The sequence below is a fragment of the Pedobacter endophyticus genome (assembly GCF_015679185.1).
Taxonomy (GTDB): domain Bacteria; phylum Bacteroidota; class Bacteroidia; order Sphingobacteriales; family Sphingobacteriaceae; genus Pedobacter; species Pedobacter endophyticus.
The window spans coordinates 1,390,322-1,410,332 of sequence record NZ_CP064939.1; the positions used below are offsets into that span (position 1 = coordinate 1,390,322).

Annotated in this window: 20 protein-coding genes; 12 read left to right on the plus strand and 8 right to left on the minus strand. The window is 41.7% G+C overall.

All coding sequences use genetic code 11. The features are described 5' to 3' along the window. Positions 1–191: 191 nt before the first annotated feature. Entirely contained in the window at positions 192–1,340 is a 1,149-nt protein-coding gene (locus tag IZT61_RS05580; RefSeq protein ID WP_196100194.1) for a hypothetical protein, read from the plus strand. 182 nt (positions 1,341–1,522) lie between these two features. Beyond that, positions 1,523–2,074: a hypothetical protein gene (locus IZT61_RS05585; RefSeq protein WP_196100195.1), complete on the plus strand. Its 552-nt coding sequence runs from the start codon at positions 1,523–1,525 to the stop codon at positions 2,072–2,074. Positions 2,075–2,108: 34 nt separating this feature from the next. On the opposite strand, the gene IZT61_RS05590 is transcribed toward IZT61_RS05585, so the two are convergent. Then, positions 2,109–2,927, minus strand: a complete 819-nt coding sequence (locus tag IZT61_RS05590) for an endonuclease/exonuclease/phosphatase family protein (protein WP_230383867.1) — start codon at positions 2,925–2,927, stop codon at positions 2,109–2,111. A 335-nt stretch (positions 2,928–3,262) separates the two neighbouring features. Here IZT61_RS05590 and IZT61_RS05595 point away from each other — a divergent pair, with 335 nt between their 5' ends. Both IZT61_RS05595 and IZT61_RS05600 read left to right on the plus strand, forming a co-directional pair. Continuing rightward, on the plus strand, positions 3,263–4,156 hold the full coding sequence (locus IZT61_RS05595) for an SDR family oxidoreductase (RefSeq protein WP_196100196.1): 894 nt from the start codon (positions 3,263–3,265) through the stop codon (positions 4,154–4,156). A gap of 12 nt (positions 4,157–4,168) precedes the next feature. Continuing rightward, a complete protein-coding gene (locus IZT61_RS05600) occupies positions 4,169–5,089 on the plus strand; it encodes a helix-turn-helix domain-containing protein (RefSeq protein WP_196100197.1) in 921 nt (306 codons plus the stop codon). A gap of 246 nt (positions 5,090–5,335) precedes the next feature. Here the strand turns inward: IZT61_RS05600 and mtaB are convergent, their stop codons facing one another. From mtaB to hemF, 5 genes are all read right to left on the minus strand, one after another. Beyond that, positions 5,336–6,658 (minus strand): tRNA (N(6)-L-threonylcarbamoyladenosine(37)-C(2))-methylthiotransferase MtaB, encoded by a 1,323-nt coding sequence (mtaB, locus tag IZT61_RS05605; protein ID WP_196100198.1) that lies wholly within the window; start codon positions 6,656–6,658, stop codon positions 5,336–5,338. A 141-nt stretch (positions 6,659–6,799) separates the two neighbouring features. After that, positions 6,800–7,369, minus strand: coding sequence for a UbiX family flavin prenyltransferase (locus tag IZT61_RS05610; protein WP_196100199.1), 570 nt, complete (start codon positions 7,367–7,369; stop codon positions 6,800–6,802). A 397-nt stretch (positions 7,370–7,766) separates the two neighbouring features. Next, on the minus strand, positions 7,767–8,795 hold the full coding sequence (locus IZT61_RS05615; protein ID WP_196100200.1) for a glycoside hydrolase family 43 protein: 1,029 nt from the start codon (positions 8,793–8,795) through the stop codon (positions 7,767–7,769). Positions 8,796–8,877: 82 nt separating this feature from the next. Further along, positions 8,878–9,501, minus strand: coding sequence for a Crp/Fnr family transcriptional regulator (locus IZT61_RS05620; protein ID WP_196100201.1), 624 nt, complete (start codon positions 9,499–9,501; stop codon positions 8,878–8,880). Positions 9,502–10,057: 556 nt separating this feature from the next. After that, positions 10,058–10,951 carry an oxygen-dependent coproporphyrinogen oxidase gene (gene hemF, locus IZT61_RS05625; RefSeq protein WP_196100202.1) on the minus strand — a complete coding sequence of 298 codons (894 nt, stop codon included), beginning with the start codon at positions 10,949–10,951 and terminating at the stop codon, positions 10,058–10,060. Between the two features lie 238 nt (positions 10,952–11,189). On the opposite strand from hemF, the gene lepA reads away from it, so the two are divergent. From lepA to IZT61_RS05645, 4 genes are all read left to right on the plus strand, one after another. Then, positions 11,190–12,977 (plus strand): translation elongation factor 4, encoded by a 1,788-nt coding sequence (gene lepA / locus IZT61_RS05630; RefSeq protein ID WP_196100203.1) that lies wholly within the window; start codon positions 11,190–11,192, stop codon positions 12,975–12,977. A gap of 85 nt (positions 12,978–13,062) precedes the next feature. Next, positions 13,063–13,944: a bifunctional 5,10-methylenetetrahydrofolate dehydrogenase/5,10-methenyltetrahydrofolate cyclohydrolase gene (locus tag IZT61_RS05635; RefSeq protein WP_196100204.1), complete on the plus strand. Its 882-nt coding sequence runs from the start codon at positions 13,063–13,065 to the stop codon at positions 13,942–13,944. A 247-nt stretch (positions 13,945–14,191) separates the two neighbouring features. Further along, on the plus strand, positions 14,192–14,455 hold the full coding sequence (locus IZT61_RS05640) for a DUF6364 family protein (protein ID WP_196100205.1): 264 nt from the start codon (positions 14,192–14,194) through the stop codon (positions 14,453–14,455). Further along, the gene (locus IZT61_RS05645; RefSeq protein ID WP_230383868.1) at positions 14,456–14,827 is read left to right on the plus strand and encodes a PIN domain-containing protein; all 372 of its coding nucleotides are present in this window, start codon (positions 14,456–14,458) and stop codon (positions 14,825–14,827) included. Between the two features lie 175 nt (positions 14,828–15,002). Here IZT61_RS05645 and IZT61_RS05650 read toward each other — a convergent pair whose 3' ends face one another. Further along, positions 15,003–15,398, minus strand: coding sequence for a DUF1398 domain-containing protein (locus IZT61_RS05650; protein WP_196100206.1), 396 nt, complete (start codon positions 15,396–15,398; stop codon positions 15,003–15,005). 2 nt (positions 15,399–15,400) lie between these two features. Continuing rightward, a complete protein-coding gene (locus tag IZT61_RS05655) occupies positions 15,401–16,447 on the minus strand; it encodes an aldose epimerase family protein (RefSeq protein WP_196100207.1) in 1,047 nt (348 codons plus the stop codon). 76 nt (positions 16,448–16,523) lie between these two features. Here IZT61_RS05655 and IZT61_RS05660 point away from each other — a divergent pair, with 76 nt between their 5' ends. The 4 genes from IZT61_RS05660 (at position 16,524) to IZT61_RS05670 (ending at position 19,825) form a co-directional block, all read left to right on the plus strand. Further along, complete coding sequence (locus tag IZT61_RS05660) at positions 16,524–17,519, plus strand: galactokinase (RefSeq protein ID WP_230383869.1); 996 nt, start codon at positions 16,524–16,526, stop codon at positions 17,517–17,519. Next, positions 17,516–17,674 (plus strand): hypothetical protein, encoded by a 159-nt coding sequence (locus tag IZT61_RS22190; RefSeq protein WP_230383870.1) that lies wholly within the window; start codon positions 17,516–17,518, stop codon positions 17,672–17,674. The genes IZT61_RS05660 and IZT61_RS22190 overlap by 4 nt, the downstream gene beginning before the upstream one ends. 45 nt (positions 17,675–17,719) lie before the next feature. Then, positions 17,720–18,250 carry an RNA methyltransferase gene (locus tag IZT61_RS05665; RefSeq protein WP_196100208.1) on the plus strand — a complete coding sequence of 177 codons (531 nt, stop codon included), beginning with the start codon at positions 17,720–17,722 and terminating at the stop codon, positions 18,248–18,250. Positions 18,251–18,535: 285 nt separating this feature from the next. Continuing rightward, positions 18,536–19,825 (plus strand): OmpA family protein, encoded by a 1,290-nt coding sequence (locus IZT61_RS05670; protein WP_196100209.1) that lies wholly within the window; start codon positions 18,536–18,538, stop codon positions 19,823–19,825. Positions 19,826–20,011 lie beyond the last annotated feature (186 nt).

The window sequence follows — 20,011 nt, forward strand, 5'->3', positions numbered from 1 at the left end:
ACCAGTCAATCAGCTGTTGTTCGGTTGATAGCGTAAATCTTAATCAGAGATCTTTCTACGGTATTATGGTGCTATAAAAATTGCAGGCTGCATGAGAAAGCAACATCTAACATTAAATGCGCTCTGGTTTTGCTCAGAAGTCGCCAGAAAGCTACATATTTGTGAATCACCCTACTCACAGTTTTAAACCGATGAAGAACCTGATTTTATGCGCTTTTTTGTTCTTGCTAACAAAATTTACCTTACATGCTCAGGCCACTATTTTACCAGATTCCATTTACTCAGGAAAACAAGGAAGTTTTCATGTACAAGGCGCTGCCGTTGATCGGGCGAACGGGTTTGTTTACTTTTCCTTCACCGACAGGTTAGTCAAAACCGATCTTTCAGGCAAAATGATCGGCAGCGTTACAGGCTTTGTAGGGCATTTGGGCGATTTGGCGATTAGTGAAGACGGTACCGTTTATGCTTCGCTCGAATATAAAAGCGACGCCATTGGCAAAGGGATTAAAAAAGAACTTGGATTAGCCGCCAATAACCAGGATGGCTTTTACATCGCAATTTTTGAAGCCTCGAAGATTACCAAACCCGACATGCAGGCTGATAACGAAAATCTGTTGACAACGGTTTTTATTAAGGAAGCAGTTAAGGACTACTCGGCCACCGTGAAATTCGGCAAGGCAGAAAGGCCGCATCGCTTTGCTTGTAGCGGTATTGATGGTATTGCCTTTGCGCCAGCCGCCGGGGCACCGCCAGCGAGCAATAAATATTTATACGTAGCCTATGGCATTTATGGAGACCTCGACAGAAACGACAACGATTATCAGGTAATCTTAAAGTACGACATTGCGAATTGGAAAAACTATGCGAAACGTTTAACACAAGCCAATCTGCATCGCTCAGGCCCGAAAAAGCCTTTGGAAAAATACTTTGTAAAAACCGGAAGCACACGTTATGGGATCCAGAACCTTGAATACGATACTTTTACCGGAAATTTGTTCGCCGCTGTATATAAAGGCTCAAAACCAGAGTTTCCCAACTACGATCTGTTTGTAATTGACCTAAAAAAAACGCCATTATCGAATAAAATCTCAGTGGGAGAAGAAGTTATCAAAGTTAAGACTTTGTCTTTGCTAAATGCTGATACTAACAAAAAGCTTTCTGAAATTGCGGGCTGGCATTTTAAGTGGGGAGCAACGGGATTGGTTTCATTAGGCGACGGCCGCTTTTACATCTCACACAATGGAAAAACAAAAGATGGCCAACAACAAACTACGCTTTATAAATACAGATGGACCGCTGAGAACCGCAATCCGTTTGTACTTATTGCTGAAAAAAAGTAGCATTTAACAGAGAAACAACAATGGCTTAACCGTGGCTAAATGTGAAAGGGCTAATTTAGAAGATAGCTTCGTTATACACTTGCATTAGCGCATGAGCAAATGGCCGCGGCTGTTTTTTTACGACCATGATAGGCATTGTGTATAGAAAGGAAGGCTTTAACTGATTAAGCAAAAAAGACCAAATGCATCCGCAGATCTCTCCGGGCCTAATGTTTTACAGGGATGGCTATTTTGAGCTGGATTTTATAGGCAACTATTATTTTGAAATAAAAAGGCCATCTCAATGTTCCATCTCCGAGATCCATAGCTTTTACTTACAGCTGAGGAAGGGAAACAAAGTATCGCCGGTAAACCTTCACGAACGGATTTTTAGTGCCAAATACCTCGGCTTTTGCTACCACCGCGGAAACCTTGTTGGAATTTCTGCCATCAAGAAACCCACTGAAAACTATGTTGAAACCGTGCGCAAAAAAGCCGGCGTTGTACAACAAAGTGTAGAACCAATTTTAGAGATCGGCTTTTCATTTACCGAAGAAAGCTTTAGGCAGAAAGGAATTAGCACCAGGCTGAAAACCATGTTGCTGAGTAAGATTACCGACCACCGAGGCTCGCTCTTTTCAACCACCGCTACCCCAAGTAGCCAGCGGTTTCTGTTGGCCAATGGCTTTATTGCCTGCGGACATCCTTATCAGGGCCTATTTGATGATAACATCATCTATTTCGAACGGCGGTAACATCACAGCGGCTGACTTAATAAAATTACTTCGGCTAAGGCTTATATTCCAACACCGACAATATGGGCAGGTGGTCTGATGCGTAGTGCTCGGAAATTGCTTTGTGAGAAACAACCTTAAACGAGTTTGCAGGCTTGTAACCAATATAATCGATCGTTTTTGTTGGCTTGATAACCGGGATGGTAAAATCGCAATCTCGACAGGTACGTGTAAAAAGCGAATCGAAGATTTTTATCGATTCAGATTCCGCAGTTGCATTTAAATCGCCGCCTAAAATTACGGGTAGGGTTTCGTTGCTAAATAAACGGTTAATCTCTTTTGCCTGCATCATTCTATTTTCGTTTGTTCTTTCGGCATCGAGGTGCGTAGAGGCGAAACGGATAAATTTATTTTTATCAATTTCTACTTTTGCAATCGCCAAAACACGCTGTTCGGCCTTAAGATCATTGTTTTTAGGCAGCATAAATGTTTTGGCGTCTGATAGTGGAAACCGGGAAAGAATGGCCACTCCGTAATCACCTCCATCATGCGCTATTGCCTTGGCGAAATAAAAGTTCATCTTAAGTTTTTGGGCCAGGAGGACGGCCTCATTTATACCTCCAGATCGCCTCGTATTCACATCAACCTCCTGAAGTGCAACCAAATCCGGCGATTGTAGTTTAATTGCTGCCGCAACGGCATCAAGGTCGATAGTGCCCTCGCTTGCTTTAGAAGGTGGATTAGCGTGGTGAATGTTATAACTCATTACACGGATGTTGCCCGCGGCGGCAGTGCTGGCCGAATTATGAGTTTTTGGCGAGCATCCAAGCATAGTTATCGCCGACAGGAACAGAACAAGAGATTTCGTTTTCATATTTAAGTGTATAATAAATTCAGCGTATCCCACATCTTGGCCTCTCATAGTTTGAAATTGCAAAATATTCGCGGATTTATTTTCATACCGATTCAAATATAACGGCTGCAGGGCTTTATACGAAATCAATGCTGCTTATTTAACTGAAAAAAGCTTGCGAAGTTTAACATCAGGCACTGTTTCGATAACGAATTTGGCTAAATGAAAGCCCGATTCGGTTAAACATCTGCAGTTCAAGTTAATCACCTTTGCTATTGTTCGTCAGGTAATGCAAACCGGCTCCAAATGGACCAACTAAATACCATGCAGAATTATAAACATATAACATTACAACTATGAAAATTTTTGTTACAGGCGCCACAGGATTTGTAGGCGCTGCAGTGGTGGCTGAATTATTAAAAGCAGGGCATCAGGTACTCGGTCTCGCCAGAAATGAACAAGCCAGAGAAACAATACTTTCTATGGGCGCCGATGTACACAGTGGCGACCTTGAAGATTTGGGGAGCTTAATTGAAGGCGCAAAATCGGCAGATGCAGTTATCCATACCGGGTTTATCCACGATTTTTCGAGGTTCAAAGAAGTGTGCGAAATTGATCGTAAAGCCATAGCGGCAATGGGAAATGCATTGATCGGAAGCAATCGCCCTTTCATTGTAACTTCGGGAACATTGTTGATAAGGGGAAAACAGATGATAACAGAGGATATGCTGCCGGATTATGAACGCTCGCTGAACCCCAGGGTAGCATCTGAACAAGCTATTGATGTATTGGCCGAAAAGGGAGTTAACGTTTCGGTGGTTCGCCTATCGCCCTCTGTACACGGCGATGGCGACAGCCGCGGTTTTATCCCCATGCTAATTGATCTGGCCAAAAGAACTGGCGTATCGGCTTACATTGGTGAGGGCGAAAACAGGTGGACGGCGGTGCATCGGCTGGATGCGGCCGTGCTATTTAGGCTCGCACTGCAAAACACCGTTCCCGGAACCCGTTTTCATGGCGTAGCAGAAAGTTCCATCACCTTAAAGGCCATAGCCGAAGCCATAGCAACCAAACTCGGAGTGCCCGTGGTTTCAAAATCGGGCAAGGAAGCCGCTGAGCATTTTGCCTGGTTTGAGCACTTTGCAAGCGTTGACGGCCCCGCCTCGGCCGACAGCACCAGAGAACAATTGAACTGGCAGCCAAACCAGCCGACATTAATGGACGATTTGCAAGGAAACATATATTTTTAATACCTTGTCTCAATGGAAACTCCACATAGATACCACTTCAAAACCATTTCGGAATACCACAAACTGGCGGGCCTACCCAAACCGGGGCACCCGCTGGTTAGTGTTGTTAACATGGCGGATGTAAAAATGCCCATGGTGAGCGGACAAGTAAGTATGATTTATGATTTTTATTCGATTGCGCTGAAAAGGGTGCCCGATGCAACCATCAAATATGGCCAGCAGATTTGCGATTTTGATGACGGCGTACTCTTTTTTATGGCTCCGGGGCAGGTTTTCACAGTAGAAGTGACAAAAAACCGAGAACATCATCCTACGGGATGGATGATCCTTTTCCATGCCGATTTGCTTTGGGGAACACACCTGGCCAAAGTTGTGAAGCAATACGATTTCTTCGACTACTCCTTGTACGAGGCGCTGCATGTATCGGAACTTGAAGAAAATACGCTTAACGCCATAGCCGCACAAATTACCGCTGAGGCAAATACCAATATCGATGGTTTTACCCAACAGATCATTATTGCACAGCTTGAACTGCTGCTCAGCTATTCAGAACGCTTTTATCAGCGGCAATTCATCACCAGAAAAACGGTTAGCCACGAAATTTTGAATCGACTGGAAGATTTGATTGCTCAGTACTTTCGAAGTGGCGACCTGATAAATAAGGGGCTGCCCACCGTAAATTATATTGCAAACAAACTGAATATATCTGCCGGCTACCTCACCGCCATGCTTAAATCGCTCATCGGACAGAGCACCCAACAATACCTGCATGAAAAATTGATAGAACTGGCAAAAGAGAAACTTTCTACCAGCAGCAGATCGGTAAGCGAAATTTCTTATGAACTGGGTTTTGAACATTTACAGTCTTTCAGCCGGCTTTTTAAAACAAAAACCAATCTTTCCCCAAAAGAGTTCAGGGAGTCTTTTAACTAGTATAAATCCGAAATGACTAACGTTATTTAATGGTATTTTGTCAGGCTGAGCCGAGTCGAAGCCTCGTGAATTTGCCCTTCGGTTGCGGGTGGTTAGCTTAATATGTTTGCAGATTATTGCGTAAAAAGTCAATGGTAGGTGCAAAGCATCCCTTACCAATTGCGCACTGCTCTTACTTGACTCGCTTCCCTTTTTAGGCTCTGCGTTATTGGCGCTTGGCTTTTCATCGCTTGCGGATAAATATTTTTAATGGTGGGCGTAGGCTTTTTCCAGCTCTGCAACCTCTACTTCCCCATCGGCAGTAATTTCTAAAAGCTTAACCGCTTTGAGTTCATTTACCAGCACGGGATCGTATTTTGCACGTACCTTAACATAGTTTTTGGTAAACCCATGCATGAAGCCCATTTTCTGGTCGGCCTCAAAAAGAACTTCGGCCTCGCTGCCAACTTGCGACTGGTAAAAAGCCCTTCTTTTTTTATCAGACAGGCTGTGCAGCATTTTACTGCGTTCGTTACGTTCGCTACCGGGCACAACGCCATTCATTTCGGCGGCAACGGTTTGCTCGCGCTCCGAATAGGTAAATACGTGCAAATAGGAAATTTCGAGCTCGTTTAAAAACTGGTAAGTATCTAAAAAGTCGTCTTTTGTTTCGCCCGGAAAGCCAACAATTACATCAACGCCAATGCAGCAATGCGGCATCACTTCTTTAATTTTGGCCACACGCTCAACATAAAGGTCTCTGCGGTAGCGGCGGCGCATTAAACCGAGGATTTTATCTGATCCAGACTGCAGGGGAATATGGAAATGTGGCACAAAACGTTTCGAAGTGGATACGAACTCAATAATTTCATTGCTCAATAAGTTGGGCTCAATTGATGAAATCCTGATTCGTTCAATACCTTCTACTTCATCCAATGCCTTCACCAAATCAAAAAACTTGTCTTCGCGTTCGCCGTTACGGATACCGAAATCGCCCAGGTTAACACCGGTAAGCACAATTTCCTTAACGCCGCTTTCGGCGATCATTTTGGCCCGGTTTACCACATTTTCGATGGTATCGCTTCTGCTTGCGCCACGAGCCAACGGAATGGTACAATACGTACAAGGATAATCGCAGCCATCCTGAACCTTCAAAAATGTTCGGGTTCTATCGCCAATAGAATAAGAAGCAATAAAGTTATGATTTACCTTTTCGATATTCTGCTGATGAATCACTGCCTTGGGCTTCTTTGTTAAATCGGTAATGTATTCAACAATCCTGAATTTCTCGGCAGCGCCCAAAACCATGTCAACGCCTTCAATCTCAGAAATTTCTTGCGGCTTTAACTGCGCATAGCATCCAACAATGGTTACAAAGGCATTTGGAGAATATTTTAACGCCTCTTTAACTACCTTACGGCATTTTTTATCAGCGTGGTCGGTAACAGAGCAAGTATTAATCACATATACATCAGCCTGATCCTGAAACTCCACAACAGCATAGCCTGCATCGGTAAATAAGCGACCGATTGTAGAGGTTTCGGAAAAGTTTAATTTACAACCTAATGTATAAAATGCGACCTTTTTCATTGAGCCTGCAAAGATAAGAAATTTGTTCGGAGTTGTTGAACCCGAGATTGGAGATGTGACAAATTCAAGAGAAACAACATGCAGGTTTCAATTAACAGTTTTGAATTGGCAGTACCTCAGCTTGCAACTCAAAACTGACAACTATTTTTCCTGCCAACGGTAACTCTCCATCTCAAAACCAGCCAAATCGAGTACCCGGCTGATTACCGTGCCTGCAACTTCCTCAATGGTTTTTGGCAAGCTGTAAAAAGATGGATTGGCTGGGCAGATTATTCCACCAGCTTCGGTAACGGCTTTCATATTATTGATATGAATGAGGCTGAACGGTGTATCTCGAACAACGGCAATCAGTTTTCGGCGCTCTTTTAACACAACATCGGCCGCCCGCGAAATTAAATCGTTCGAAATGCCATTGGCTACGCGGCCCAGAGTCCCCATTGAGCAGGGCACAATAATCATGGTATCGTACTTCGCCGAGCCTGACGCAAAGGGTGCATTGAAATCGTTTTTATTATAGAAAGTAAAGTCAGGATAATTATTGTAGTTGCGATTGGCCAGCTCAAACTGCCAAACCTCTTTTGCATTATCGCTCATTACCACACCCACTGCCGCGAGTTGATCGGACAACTTCACAAGTTGATCAAATAAAACTTTGGCATACACCGAACCACTCGCACCGGTAACCGCAACAATCACTTTCTTTTTAGTCATAAACAAAAATAGGCTTTATCTGCAGATTTTAAACAAAAAAGGGCCAGAACAAAGTTCTGACCCTACATCTACCTATGAAAAACATACCCTCGAAAGGGTAAGAACAAATATATATATTTTTTTAAAAAAAGATAATTGTGAAGTGTTAAATACTTGAATTGCACAATAATATTTCACAACAAATTACAACATGCTGATTTTCAGTAGCATAATTTAACAAAAAATTAAAACAATTTTAACAAACATATACTAGAAAAACCATTTGTAAGCAAAAATGCAATCCGATTTGTATTATTAATAAGTATAATTTCACTGTTAAAGCACAAACTCATACCACAATGTTTCTTTTTTTTAATTTCATTGCAGACAATGAAACCGATTTATGTGTACGCCCACACTAAGGCGCACCAATCGTTTGCTCGTCGGTTACCTTAACTGGAATGCCGAAATTCGGCGAGCCATCGGGGTTCCAGGTGAATTTTTGAGCTCTTGGCGAGCGCTTACCGCCGCAACCCTGGCCGGGTGCAGAATTGGCATGATAAAGAATCCAGTCTTCCTTTCCATCAGGAGATTTAAAAAACGAGTTATGTCCCGGGGCGTAAACTCCATTCTCGGGCGACTGTTTAAAAACGGGCTGATCACTCTTAACCCACGAATTGGGGTCTAACAGGTCTTTACCTTTCAGGGTTAACATTCCCAGCGCATAAAAATCGGTCCAGCAACCGCTTGCCGAATAAATGAGGAACACTTTATCCTTATTGATCAGGATTTGCGGTCCTTCGTTTACATCTACATGCGGAGGATTACTGTTTTTACCTAAATCACCATGTTTTTCCCAGTCCAGTTCAGGGCTCGAGATCTTATGTCTTTCACCAGCTATTGTCCACGGATTTTTCATTTTGGCGATGTAAATTTCTTGCTTTTGGTTAATATCACCTTCCCAACCTGCCCAAATCATATACAACTGTTTTTTGTACACGAACACCGATCCATCAATTGCCCATTTATCCGTAGCGTCGGCCACCTTGCCCTTAAACACCCAATCGCCCTGCAATGGGTCGGGGTTGGCATTTTCGATAACGTACATCCGGTGGTTATTGTTGTCACCATCGTCGGCCGCAAAATACATGTACCATTTATTGTTGAGGAAATGAATTTCAGGAGCCCAAAGTTCCTTCGAATAAGGTTGGCCTTTCTCTGGCACAAACACAGTTTTCTTTTCGGCCGTTCGCAGGTTGGCCAGGCTTTTCGTTTTCCAAATCACTAATCTATTTCCCGACGAATTGGTATAATAGTAGTAGCCATCCTTGTAAATACTCCACGGGTCGGCGCCCGATGGCAGCAAAGGGTTGGTAAAGGTTTGGGCCAGAGTCATTTTTGCGGTTAGTACAAAAATCAATAATAAGATATTCTTTTTTATGGTCATGAGATGATTTGGTATAGAAACGCTAAATATCTCAAAAAAAAGCATCGGATGGTAATCCTAAATCGATTTGTTACGCAAAAGGTTAGGCAATTAACTTCGATCTTATTCTGCTCAGCGTTTCCAGCCGCATACTTAAAAAAGAGGCAATATACTTTAGCGGAACCCGGTCTACCAGGTGCGGGTACGTTTTAATAAAGCGGAGATACCGTTTTTCGGCCGATTGAAGCCTCGATATGTAAGCCCTTTCGCATGCCGAGAGATAGTGCAACTGGGTCATTTTTCTCCCCACATAATTAGCGATATCGAAGTTGAGGTAGAGTTGTCGCGACATGTCATGCGGAACGGCAATTGCAACAACATCTTCCAGCGCCTGAACGTACTCTTCTGTCGAGCCATCTTCGTTCCAAAGGTTTCTGATGTTACCTACCAATTCATTTTCCGAGGCAATCCAGGTGGTTATTTCCTTATCATCCTCTTTCATGTAACCTCGGGCCACCCCCTTAACCAGCAAAAAAATGTACCGGTTATGGTGTAAAGGTGAAGAAATAAATTTGTGCTTTTTATACGCCACCGGAAAGGTTTGGGTATTGATAATGTATTCGATTTCGGGCGAAAGTTGATGGAAGTTCTTGAAAACGGAAATCAGTGGCGAAAAACCATTAAAAGAACCCCATTTATTGGGTTCATTAATTTTTTCGGGGTTCATAGCAATTAAAATTTAAGTTTAATACTTAAGCGGTATTAAACATTAGGGACAATGCAAATATATCAGATTAATAAATGAACAGCCTCCACCCTAAAAGGTTTCCAAAAATTGTGTAAAGCTACCTGCATAAATCTGAGCAATTTCTGCACTTTATTGTAAAACGATCAATGTAAATGATTTGAAATGGTTGCTGAACATCGCTTGATAAACCACATAAATGGAAATCAAAATTCAGCAAGCCAATAAATCGGCTAAAGAACAAAACTAAAAACATTGTCACCCTGAGCATTTCGACTTGAGCTTGTATTGAGCGTAGTCGAAATGCTCAATACAGGCTTAGTCGAAGGGCGATGTTTATCATTTTTCCTACAGAGAAGATCTTCGACTCAGTTATCTTGAGCGAAAATGAAAGGCTCAGATCCGATAGCTATCGGATGACACCCGTCGTGCTTAACTAAACGACATTGGGCATGCGTGATTTGTATGTTTCAGCGGCTACCTTTATTTTTGTGTGGTAGCCCTTTTTTGAAGCGATTCCCTGTGATGATAAGCCGACTTAGACCCACTTAATTCCTTTTTTCAGAAATTGCTGGGTTTGATATTCATCTGTGCCTATTTCTGGACGAATATTGTAACCCCAGTTGGCCTGTGGTGGCAAACTCATCAGAATAGATTCAATTCGTCCATTCGTTTCTAAGCCAAACTTTGTTCCCGAATCGTACACCAGATTAAACTCAACATAGCGGCTTCGGCGGAGGTATTGCCATTCCTTTTGCGCCTCAGTAAATTCCCTGTCCCTGTTTCTATCAATCAATTCAGTGTAAATAGGCAGGAACGTTTCGCCAATGTTGACAGAAAAATCTAAAATCTGCTCCCACGATAAGTTTGTGTTTTCGGGTTTTAAACGGTCGTAAAAAATTCCACCAATACCGCGGGTTTCCTCACGGTGCTTAATAAAAAAGTAATCATCTGCGTGATTTTTGAATTTTGGATAAAAGTCTTTATCAAACTCGTCGCACGATTGTTTAAGCTTATGGTGAAAAAACCGGGCATCGTTCTCAAAAACATAATGCGGCGTTAAATCAATTCCGCCGCCAAACCATCGCGTTTCTTCGTTTAGTTCGAAATAACGAATATTCATATGTATAATGGGCACCAGCGGATGGTTCGGATGAATAACAATCGAAACTCCGGTGGCAAAGAAATCATCCTCCACCACGTTAAACGCCTTTTTTACGGCATCGGGCAACTTCCCATGAACAGCAGAAAAATTAACGCCACCTTTTTCTATAACCGCTCCGTTTTGCATTACACGTGTACGGCCGCCGCCGCCCCCGTCTCTTTCCCAAAGCTCTTCAACAAACTTACCTTTGCCGTCGGCAATTTCCAAACCGCGGCAAATTTCATCTTGTATTACCTTGTACCGTTCTGCTACTTCCTCTTTAAACATGGTGGCTATTTTTTTAACACAAATTTAAAGCTATTAAAGCATCATCGCCGAATTAAGTTTATATAGTACATTTTATTGACATTGCCCGAAAAAAACGGACTTTATCGAATGGGAAAAGCTTCGATTCCGAGGCCTTCCGAGTAACACTTCGTTTCCTTTTCAACACCCGCCAAAAATCGAATTTTCGCTTTTCTCAATAGCTCTTAATTTCCATTAAAAAGCATATCTTTGCGCAAAGATGAAGCATATACGTAATTTTTGCATTATTGCACATATCGACCACGGCAAGAGTACGTTGGCTGATAGGTTATTAGAATATACAGCGACAATTTCGCAGCGTGAAGCGCAGGCGCAACTGCTCGATAATATGGATTTGGAGCGTGAGAGAGGCATAACCATTAAAAGTCATGCCATACAAATGAACTACAAAGTTGGAGATATAGAATATAACTTCAATTTAATTGATACACCAGGACACGTAGATTTTTCTTATGAAGTTTCGCGTTCTATTGCCGCTTGCGAGGGCGCTTTGCTCATCGTTGATGCATCGCAAGGCATTCAAGCTCAAACCATTTCCAACTTGTATCTGGCTTTAGAGCACGACCTTGAAATTATTCCGATTTTAAATAAAATGGATTTGCCGGGTGCGATGCCCGAGGAGGTAAAAGACCAGATTATCGACTTAATTGGCTGTAAACGTGAGGACATTATCCCCGCATCGGGCAAAACGGGCATGGGCATACCTGATATTATTCAGGCCATTGTTGATCGTGTTCCTGCTCCTGTTGGCGACCCAGAAGCGCCGTTACAAGCCTTAATTTTCGATTCTGTTTTTAACTCTTTTAGAGGGATTATCGCTTATTATAAAGTAGTAAACGGCGAGATTAAAAAAGGCGATAAGGTAAAATTTATTAACACAGGTAAAGAATATCTGGCCGATGAGGTTGGAATTTTGAAACTGGATATGGCGCCACGTAATGTGGTAAAAACCGGCGATGTAGGCTATATTATTTCGGGTATTAAAGAAGCCAGAGAAGTAAAGGTTGGCGATACGATTACGACTGTTGCGAGGCCATCGCTCGATGCTATTCAAGGTTTTGAAGAGGTGAAGCCAATGGTTTTCGCCGGGATTTACCCGGTAGATACCGATGAGTTTGAAGAGCTTAGAGAAGCAATGCATAAGCTGCAGCTGAACGATGCATCGATTGTTTTCGAACCGGAAAGCTCTGCCGCTCTGGGTTTTGGCTTCCGTTGCGGGTTTTTGGGCATGCTGCACATGGAAATTATTCAAGAGCGTTTAGAGCGTGAATTCGATATGACGGTAATTACCACCGTACCCAACGTATCGTACATTGCGCATACCACAAAAGGCGATGAAATTACGGTTAACAACCCTTCTGACTTGCCCGACCCGAGCAAACTGGATTCTGTTGAAGAACCCTATATAAAAGCAAACATCATTACAAAGGCCGAGTTTGTTGGCCCGGTAATGTCGTTATGTATTCAAAAACGCGGAATTATCGTTAACCAATCTTACCTAACATCTGACAGGGTAGAACTGGTTTTCGAAATGCCAATGGGCGAAATTGTATTCGATTTTTATGATAAATTGAAAACGATTTCAAAAGGTTATGCTTCTTTTGATTATCACCAAACAGGTTACCGAAAATCGGATCTTGTTCGTTTAGATATGTTGTTGAACGATGAGCCTGTTGATGCTTTATCTTCGTTAATTCACCGCAGCAATGCGTACGATTTCGGGAAAAAGATTTGCGAAAAACTGAGGGAGCTAATTCCCCGTCAGCAGTTTGAAATCAAGATACAGGCATCAATCGGCGCCAAAGTAATTGCCCGCGAAACGCTCAGCGCTTTGCGTAAAGATGTAACTGCCAAATGTTATGGTGGTGATATTTCTCGTAAACGTAAATTGTTAGAGAAACAGAAAAAAGGGAAGAAACGCATGCGCCAGGTTGGAAACGTAGAAATTCCGCAGACGGCATTTATGGCGGTTTTAAAATTAGATTAGAAAATAGATTTGAGATATTAGATTTGAGATGGGAATGCTAGCCATCCAATCTCAAATCTAATATCTAGTTTCTCATATCAAAAGAATGGAAATACTCGACGGTAAATACGTATCAGAAAAGGTTAAAATTCAGATTGCTGAAGAAGCGGCAGAATTTTTAAGCAAAACCGGCCGTAAGCCACACCTGGTTGCAATTTTAGTTGGCAACGATGGCGGAAGCGAAACTTATGTAGCCAGTAAAATGAAGAACTGTGAAAAAGTGGGTTTAAAATCTTCACTTTACAGATACGATGATTCGGTTACTGAAGCAGAGCTGTTGGCCAAAGTTGAAGAGATTAACCAAGACGCTGACGTTGACGGACTAATTGTACAATTGCCATTGCCCAAGCACATCGATCCTGAGAAAGTTACCGAGACAATTGACCATAGAAAAGATGTTGATGGCTTCCACCCGGTCAATCTGGGCAGGATGATGCGCAATTTACCCTGCTTTATTCCAGCAACACCTTACGGCATTTTACTCATGCTGCAAGAGTACAATATCGATACGACCGGAATGCATTGTGTGGTAGTTGGTAGAAGTAATATTGTGGGTAGCCCAATGAGTATTTTAATGGCTCGTAACGCAAGCCCAGGCAACTGTACGGTAACGCTTACGCACTCGCGAACAAAAGATTTAAAAGAGCAGGTTTTACAGGCAGATATTATCATCGCTGCAATTGGCAAAAAGAATTTTATCACCGCCGACATGGTTAAACCCGGGGCAATAATTATTGATGTAGGCATCAACCGCGAAACATCTGACAAAACTAAATCGGGCTTTAAGCTATACGGCGATGTCGATTTCGACAATGTTGCGCCAAAAGCATCGTACATAACCCCCGTACCGGGCGGAGTCGGGTTAATGACGATTGTTGGTTTACTAAAGAATACTTTGGCATCGGCAAGAAAAGAAATTTATTCTTGAGTTGGAGGGAGTCTCGGGAGTCTCAAGTCCGAAGTCTCAAGTCCGGAGTTTGGGAGCAGAAAGCTGAAAGAAGTATAAAGTCGGCAGTCCAAAGCCGGAAGATAATGACGCATAGCTAGAAGGTTAGAAAAAAATACGCCAGTTACTGAACATTCTCCGTCTGCCGTAGGTCGGGTGGGGCTTTTTTTTACGTATAGTTTTTTCGTTCTACACGTAAACGTGTATATTTGTTTATAAAAACAGTAGTATGGATGCGAAACTAACATTGAGCTTTAACCAGGAGGTGGTGAATAAAGCGAAAAAATACGCAGCGGATAACAACATCAGTCTTTCGCGTTTAATTGAGCATTTATTAACCCAGGTAACTGCAAATAACTATAAATCATTGGAAGATTATCCTATTTCTGATTGGGTAAATATGGTTGCTGAAGGCGAGGTAGAATATAAAAAACCTTCAGAACGACCGCGTAAATCATCAAAAGATGAATTCTTTTCTTCTAAAAAGCCATAAATGAAGATTTTCCTCGATGCCAACGTTCTCGTTTCTGTACTAAATAAGGAATATCCACTTTTTACTTATTCATCAAGGATTTTAAGCCTCGCATCGCATTCTAAATTTGAAATTTACACATCACCACTTTGCCTGGCTATTGCCTTCTATTTCGCCGAGAAAAAACATAACTCGCAACTCGCTAAGCAGAAGATCGATTTACTCTGCCAACACATCAACATTGCTCCAAATGTGTCAAACGATGTATTCGACACATTGGCAAACAAAGCTATTCACGATTTTGAAGATGGTCTAGAGTATTACGCAGCCCAATCTGCCGGCTGCAAACATTATTACAGAAGATATAGAGGACTTTTATTTCTCGGATATTGAAGTTTTAAGTTGCCAGAGTTTTTTCGATAGGCACTTGCTTAGTTGATTTACGCAACTTAACTGGGATCATATTTGTTGGTCTGTACTTAATTGTCGCCTAGCCTTTCATCGCTTGCAGATCCTTCGCTATACTCAGGATGACAACCATTGGCTACAAAAAGCATACGAATTGTTTTTAAACCGTCGGCACCTGCTCCACCACCAATTCATTTCCCTCGGCATCTAAATAGGTACAGGTCATTTCGTTTAAATCCGTAATCCATTTCTCTACTCCAGCATCTGCTGCCTGCTTGCAAAACGTAAAATAATCGCTTTCGCCCTGCTGATGTACTTTTAAAGCATGTTGAAGTTTCTCTTGCGACGATTCTTCGTTAATTACCAATACCGGATAATTTTCAGGACTGTCTTGCTGAACATTGTCTTCACTATCAAAGTAAATCGACAAACCATTACTTACGTACACATCGTTTCGCACCACCCCTATTTTCTTTATTTCATCAATAAATGCGGGGAAATCTGCGCCCGTTTCAATTTTCGATTCTGCCTTTTTAATATCCTCTATCGTAAACATAATTACCTGTTTAATGAAACTTTATAAATCGTTGTTTGCGTGTACAACTCGTCAGGGCGTAATATTGTAGTTGGAAATTCGGGGATGTTAATTGCATTTGGATGATGCTGTGTCTCCACACAAAAAGCACCGAACGCACTATAATCAATGCCACCCTTACCGTTTTTTACTTTCAAATATTTCGCTGTGTACAAATGGGCCACTGGCTCCGTTGTATAAACGCTCAATAACAACCCACTTTCTGCTTCAGTTGTTTTGCTTGCTAATGATAAGTCACCATAAATCTTATCCAGTACAAAAGTCTGGTCATAGCCCTCATCCGGGTTCCAATCTTTGCCAATAGCCTTCATGCTCGTAAAATCGAGCGGGGTTTGCGCAACGGGAACAACCTTTCCGGTTACACAATAGTTTTCATCTTGCTCAAGGTAATTGGAGCCAAAAATCTGTTGCTCGTGGCTACTTATATTTCCGCCCTTTGGTGCCAAATTAAAATAGCCGTGATGGGTTAGGTTTATTGCTGTCGGCTGATCTGTTTCAGCTTCGTAACTTAAAATAAGCTCGTCGTTCTCCGTAAGCTCAAATGTCAAATCAACTATTAAATTACCCGGAAAACCCTCCTCCCCATCAATGCTTTCATATTCTAATGTTACCGCATTACCTTCTTCATCAACCTCTAAAATTTCCCAAACTTTCTTATCAAAACCCACAATTCCGCCGTGCAAGGTATCGTTGCCATTATTTTTGGCCAAATCGTAGGTTTCGCCGTCAATTTCAAACTGGCCGTTCTTGATCCGGTTGGCGTAACGACCAACAACAGCGCCTAAATAAACACCTTCGGCAATATACTCAGCATCAAGGTATTGCTCAAAATTATCGAAACCCAACACAATGTCTTGATGCTCGCCTTTGGCATTTTTAACAATAAACTTGTTAATAATGGCGCCATAATTAAAAATTTTTACATAGGTGCCTTTACTATTGGTTAGTTCGATTGCGATTACCTCTTCGCCATCGATAAATTTTCCTGTTGGTTTTTGCTGAACGCTCATAAATTGTAACTTAGGGCTTTTGTTCCCTAAACAAACATACCATTATTAGTTGCTTTTAATAAATATTTTTAACCAAATGAAATTTAAACTAGAAGAGAAATTTATCGAACAATACCACCAAAATGCTCAGGCCGTATATTTTACACCCGGCAGAGTAAATTTGATTGGCGAACATATTGATTACAACGGCGGCCTGGTAATGCCATGCGCAATTACATTGGGCACCTGGGTAGCGCTGGCAACCAACAACGACAATAAATTTCGATTCAAAAGTTTAAATTTTGATGCATACATTGAGGTAGAAGGTAACAAATACCATGAAAAAGCTGATTCTGTATGGGCCAATTATCCTATCGGGATCATCAATGAGTTTATTAAGGATGGCAAGGAAATAACAGGTTTCGACTTTCTATTTTACGGTGATATTCCGATTGGAGCAGGCTTATCTTCGTCAGCATCGATAGAAATTGCAACTGCATTTGCCTTAAACGACTACTTAAGCCTTGGTTACGACAACCTTGAATTGGTAAAAATGGCTAAACGCGTAGAAAACGATTTCATTGGCCTTAACTCGGGCATTATGGATCAGTTTGCTGTTGCCTTTGGCGAAAAAAACAAAGCGCTGGTTTTGGATTGCGAAACGCTGAAATACAAAACCGTTGATATTGATTTGGGCAATTACATTTTGGCAATAATTAATACAAATAAAACACGGGAACTGGCAGACTCGAAGTACAATGAACGCGTTGCCGAATGCCAGGCGGCATTGAAATTATTAAACGCAGAAATTACATTGAACAACTTATGCGAACTTACAGCAGAAAAATTTGCATTGCACAGTCATTTGATTTCCGATGAAACGCTGTTGAACCGGGCAACCCATGTGATTAAGGAAAACGACCGCGTGCATTTGGCCGCAAAAGCCCTGAACAATGGATCTTTAGAAGATTTTGGCCGGCTAATGTACGCCTCGCATCAATCGCTGAAAGAACTTTACGAAGTTTCGGGCGATGAATTAGATGCGGTTGTAGATTTTTGCCTTGGCTACGAACACGTTATGGCGCAAGAATGACGGGTGCTGGCTTCGGCGGCTGTGCTATTGCCCTGTTAGAAAAAGGCTTCGAGGAAGATTTCGCAAAGCATTTTACCGACTATTATGTAGAAAGAGTCGGGTATCCGGCTGCAATATACGTAAGCGAGATTGGTAACGGCGCCAGTAAATTATAGTGAACTGTTAAAGCGCAATGGGGTAGAATAATAAAAAATCGTTACATGAGAAAATTAAAATTGGATGAATTAAATCGCCCGGATATTGAAGAGTTTAAAACACAAGAAAAGCTTCCCGTTGTAGCGGTTTTGGATAATGTTCGCAGTATGCACAACGTAGGTTCGATCTTTCGTACGGCAGACGGCTTTGCGCTAGAAAAGGTGGTATTATGTGGCATTACCGCGCAGCCTCCGCACCGCGAAATAGAGAAAACCGCATTAGGCGCCACACAATCTGTTGAGTGGGTACATTATGCAGATACCATCGGTGCGGTAAATGACTTAAGAACGCAAGGGTATGAAATTATCGCGATTGAACAAGCGGAAAATAGTACCATGCTTCATACCTTTAAGCCTGATACAAGCAAAAAATACGCACTGATTTTTGGCAATGAGGTAGACGGCGTAAGTGATGAAGTAATGGTGAAAATTGATGAGTGCATAGAGATACCGCAGTTCGGCACCAAGCACTCTTTCAACATTGTGATTTCTGCGGGAATAGTTTTCTGGGATTTCTTTGCAAAGCTGAGGTTGTAACCGCGGCACTTCAACTGAAAAACGATCGTAATACTCAATTTCATACACCTATTCGGCGTAAGAAATAGCCTTTCACTATAACCGTAATCTATCGCGTTTTAGCCACTGTACAGTAAACTATACAAAAATGCACCTACGCAAACGGTTTGCGTAACTTTTTTGCGAGACAATACCATTGGGTTAAAGTACTGATATGGGGTTTATTGCACATAAAACCATTGTTTGGCAAGGTTTTTTCTTATGGGAGTGTAAACAGTGATATAACTGTAACTACACATAATAAATATGAATATGAAATTTACAAAATCAGCGATGGTTGTAGCCTTACTAGGCTTATCATCGCAATTATTTGCCCAGGAAACATCAACTACATCTGGTAGATTTGGCCAACAATCATTTAGAACATGGAGCATTGGTGCGCACGGTGGTATTTTAAGCCAAAACACCTTTTTAGGTGGCGGAAGCGTTAAGGCCGACGAATTTAGCAGTATTGGATATGGTGGATTTATTAAAAAGCAAATTTTACCAGCTTTAGGTTTACAGGCTGATTATTTACGCGGAAAATTGAAAACAGCAGATTTCGAAGGAAGTGGTATTGAGCAAAAAACCAGCATCAACTGGTCAGGATCGTTAACCGCAGTATTAAACATTGCGAACTTCAGCTTCAACAGAGAAAATGCCGTTTTAATCCCTTACATTAAAGCCGGTGCAGGTTATATGGAGTCAGACGCAGATTTAGCATCAACTAGCATTGTTAATAACGCACAAGGCTGGTTTATTCCGACTGGAGTCGGATTTAAATTCGGTGTATCTAAAGGAATCAACATCGATTTAGGTTACGATATCAACTTTGTTAAGTCAAATTCGCAGGCTAAAGGCTCATACAATGAGGGCAGATTTTCTTATTCTCACATCGGGCTTGAGTTTGCCTTGGGTGACAAAGATAAATCGCAGTTACAAAACTATAGCGCTATTGCAGATTTACGCAAAAGAAGTGCAGAAGAAAGTGCCGAATTACGTAGGGCACTATCAACTGCTGAGCAAAATGCAGAAAGAGACAGAGCACAATATGCTAAAGACTTAGGCGATGATGATAGCGATGGTGTAGCAAACAAATTCGATAAATGCCCTGGAACTCCATCTGGTACTGTTGTAGATGGTTCTGGTTGTCCATTAGCTGCTCCAAAACCTCAAATTATCAGAGAAACCAAAACGATTGTTACTGAAGCAGATCGTAAAGTAGTTAAGGATGCAATCTCTAACTTAGAGTTCGATTTGGGTAAATCAACTATCCGTTCTAAATCATACGCTACTTTAAATCGTGTAGCTGCGTTATTAGTTGAGAAAAACTTCAGCTTAAAATTAGCAGGTCATACTGATGACAGCGGTTCTGATGAGTTAAACTTACGTTTATCTAAAGACAGAGCAGAATCTGTTAAAGCTTACTTAGTTTCGCAAGGTGCAAATGCATCAAGAATCGAAGCAATAGGTTATGGAGAATCTCAACCAATTGCAAGTAACAAAACTGCACAAGGTCGTCAAGAAAACCGTCGTGTAGAATTTACATTATACTAATCGATATTTAACGATTATAGAAAAGCCTTCCGATGAAAATCGGAAGGCTTTTTTTGTTGTTCAAATAAGGATAAAATTAATGAAAAGTGTCAGTCTGAGCGGAGTCGAAGACTTTTCTTATAAGATGAGTTTATTAACATCTGCCCTTAGACTAAGCCTGTATTGAGCCTTTCGTCTACGCTCAAG

Coding starts and splice junctions, on each gene's coding strand:
- IZT61_RS05665 (WP_196100208.1), top strand. CDS start 17,720: ATGAGAAAATTAAAATTGGATGAATTAAATCGCCCGGATATTGAAGAG.
- IZT61_RS05590 (WP_230383867.1), bottom strand. CDS start 2,927: ATGAAAACGAAATCTCTTGTTCTGTTCCTGTCGGCGATAACTATGCTT.
- IZT61_RS05650 (WP_196100206.1), bottom strand. CDS start 15,398: ATGTTTACGATAGAGGATATTAAAAAGGCAGAATCGAAAATTGAAACG.
- IZT61_RS05600 (WP_196100197.1), top strand. CDS start 4,169: ATGGAAACTCCACATAGATACCACTTCAAAACCATTTCGGAATACCAC.
- IZT61_RS22190 (WP_230383870.1), top strand. CDS start 17,516: ATGACGGGTGCTGGCTTCGGCGGCTGTGCTATTGCCCTGTTAGAAAAA.
- lepA (WP_196100203.1), top strand. CDS start 11,190: ATGAAGCATATACGTAATTTTTGCATTATTGCACATATCGACCACGGC.
- IZT61_RS05670 (WP_196100209.1), top strand. CDS start 18,536: ATGAATATGAAATTTACAAAATCAGCGATGGTTGTAGCCTTACTAGGC.
- IZT61_RS05635 (WP_196100204.1), top strand. CDS start 13,063: ATGGAAATACTCGACGGTAAATACGTATCAGAAAAGGTTAAAATTCAG.
- IZT61_RS05620 (WP_196100201.1), bottom strand. CDS start 9,501: ATGAACCCCGAAAAAATTAATGAACCCAATAAATGGGGTTCTTTTAAT.
- hemF (WP_196100202.1), bottom strand. CDS start 10,951: ATGTTTAAAGAGGAAGTAGCAGAACGGTACAAGGTAATACAAGATGAA.
- IZT61_RS05595 (WP_196100196.1), top strand. CDS start 3,263: ATGAAAATTTTTGTTACAGGCGCCACAGGATTTGTAGGCGCTGCAGTG.
- IZT61_RS05660 (WP_230383869.1), top strand. CDS start 16,524: ATGAAATTTAAACTAGAAGAGAAATTTATCGAACAATACCACCAAAAT.
- mtaB (WP_196100198.1), bottom strand. CDS start 6,658: ATGAAAAAGGTCGCATTTTATACATTAGGTTGTAAATTAAACTTTTCC.
- IZT61_RS05580 (WP_196100194.1), top strand. CDS start 192: ATGAAGAACCTGATTTTATGCGCTTTTTTGTTCTTGCTAACAAAATTT.
- IZT61_RS05655 (WP_196100207.1), bottom strand. CDS start 16,447: ATGAGCGTTCAGCAAAAACCAACAGGAAAATTTATCGATGGCGAAGAG.
- IZT61_RS05615 (WP_196100200.1), bottom strand. CDS start 8,795: ATGACCATAAAAAAGAATATCTTATTATTGATTTTTGTACTAACCGCA.
- IZT61_RS05610 (WP_196100199.1), bottom strand. CDS start 7,369: ATGACTAAAAAGAAAGTGATTGTTGCGGTTACCGGTGCGAGTGGTTCG.
- IZT61_RS05645 (WP_230383868.1), top strand. CDS start 14,456: ATGAAGATTTTCCTCGATGCCAACGTTCTCGTTTCTGTACTAAATAAG.
- IZT61_RS05585 (WP_196100195.1), top strand. CDS start 1,523: ATGCATCCGCAGATCTCTCCGGGCCTAATGTTTTACAGGGATGGCTAT.
- IZT61_RS05640 (WP_196100205.1), top strand. CDS start 14,192: ATGGATGCGAAACTAACATTGAGCTTTAACCAGGAGGTGGTGAATAAA.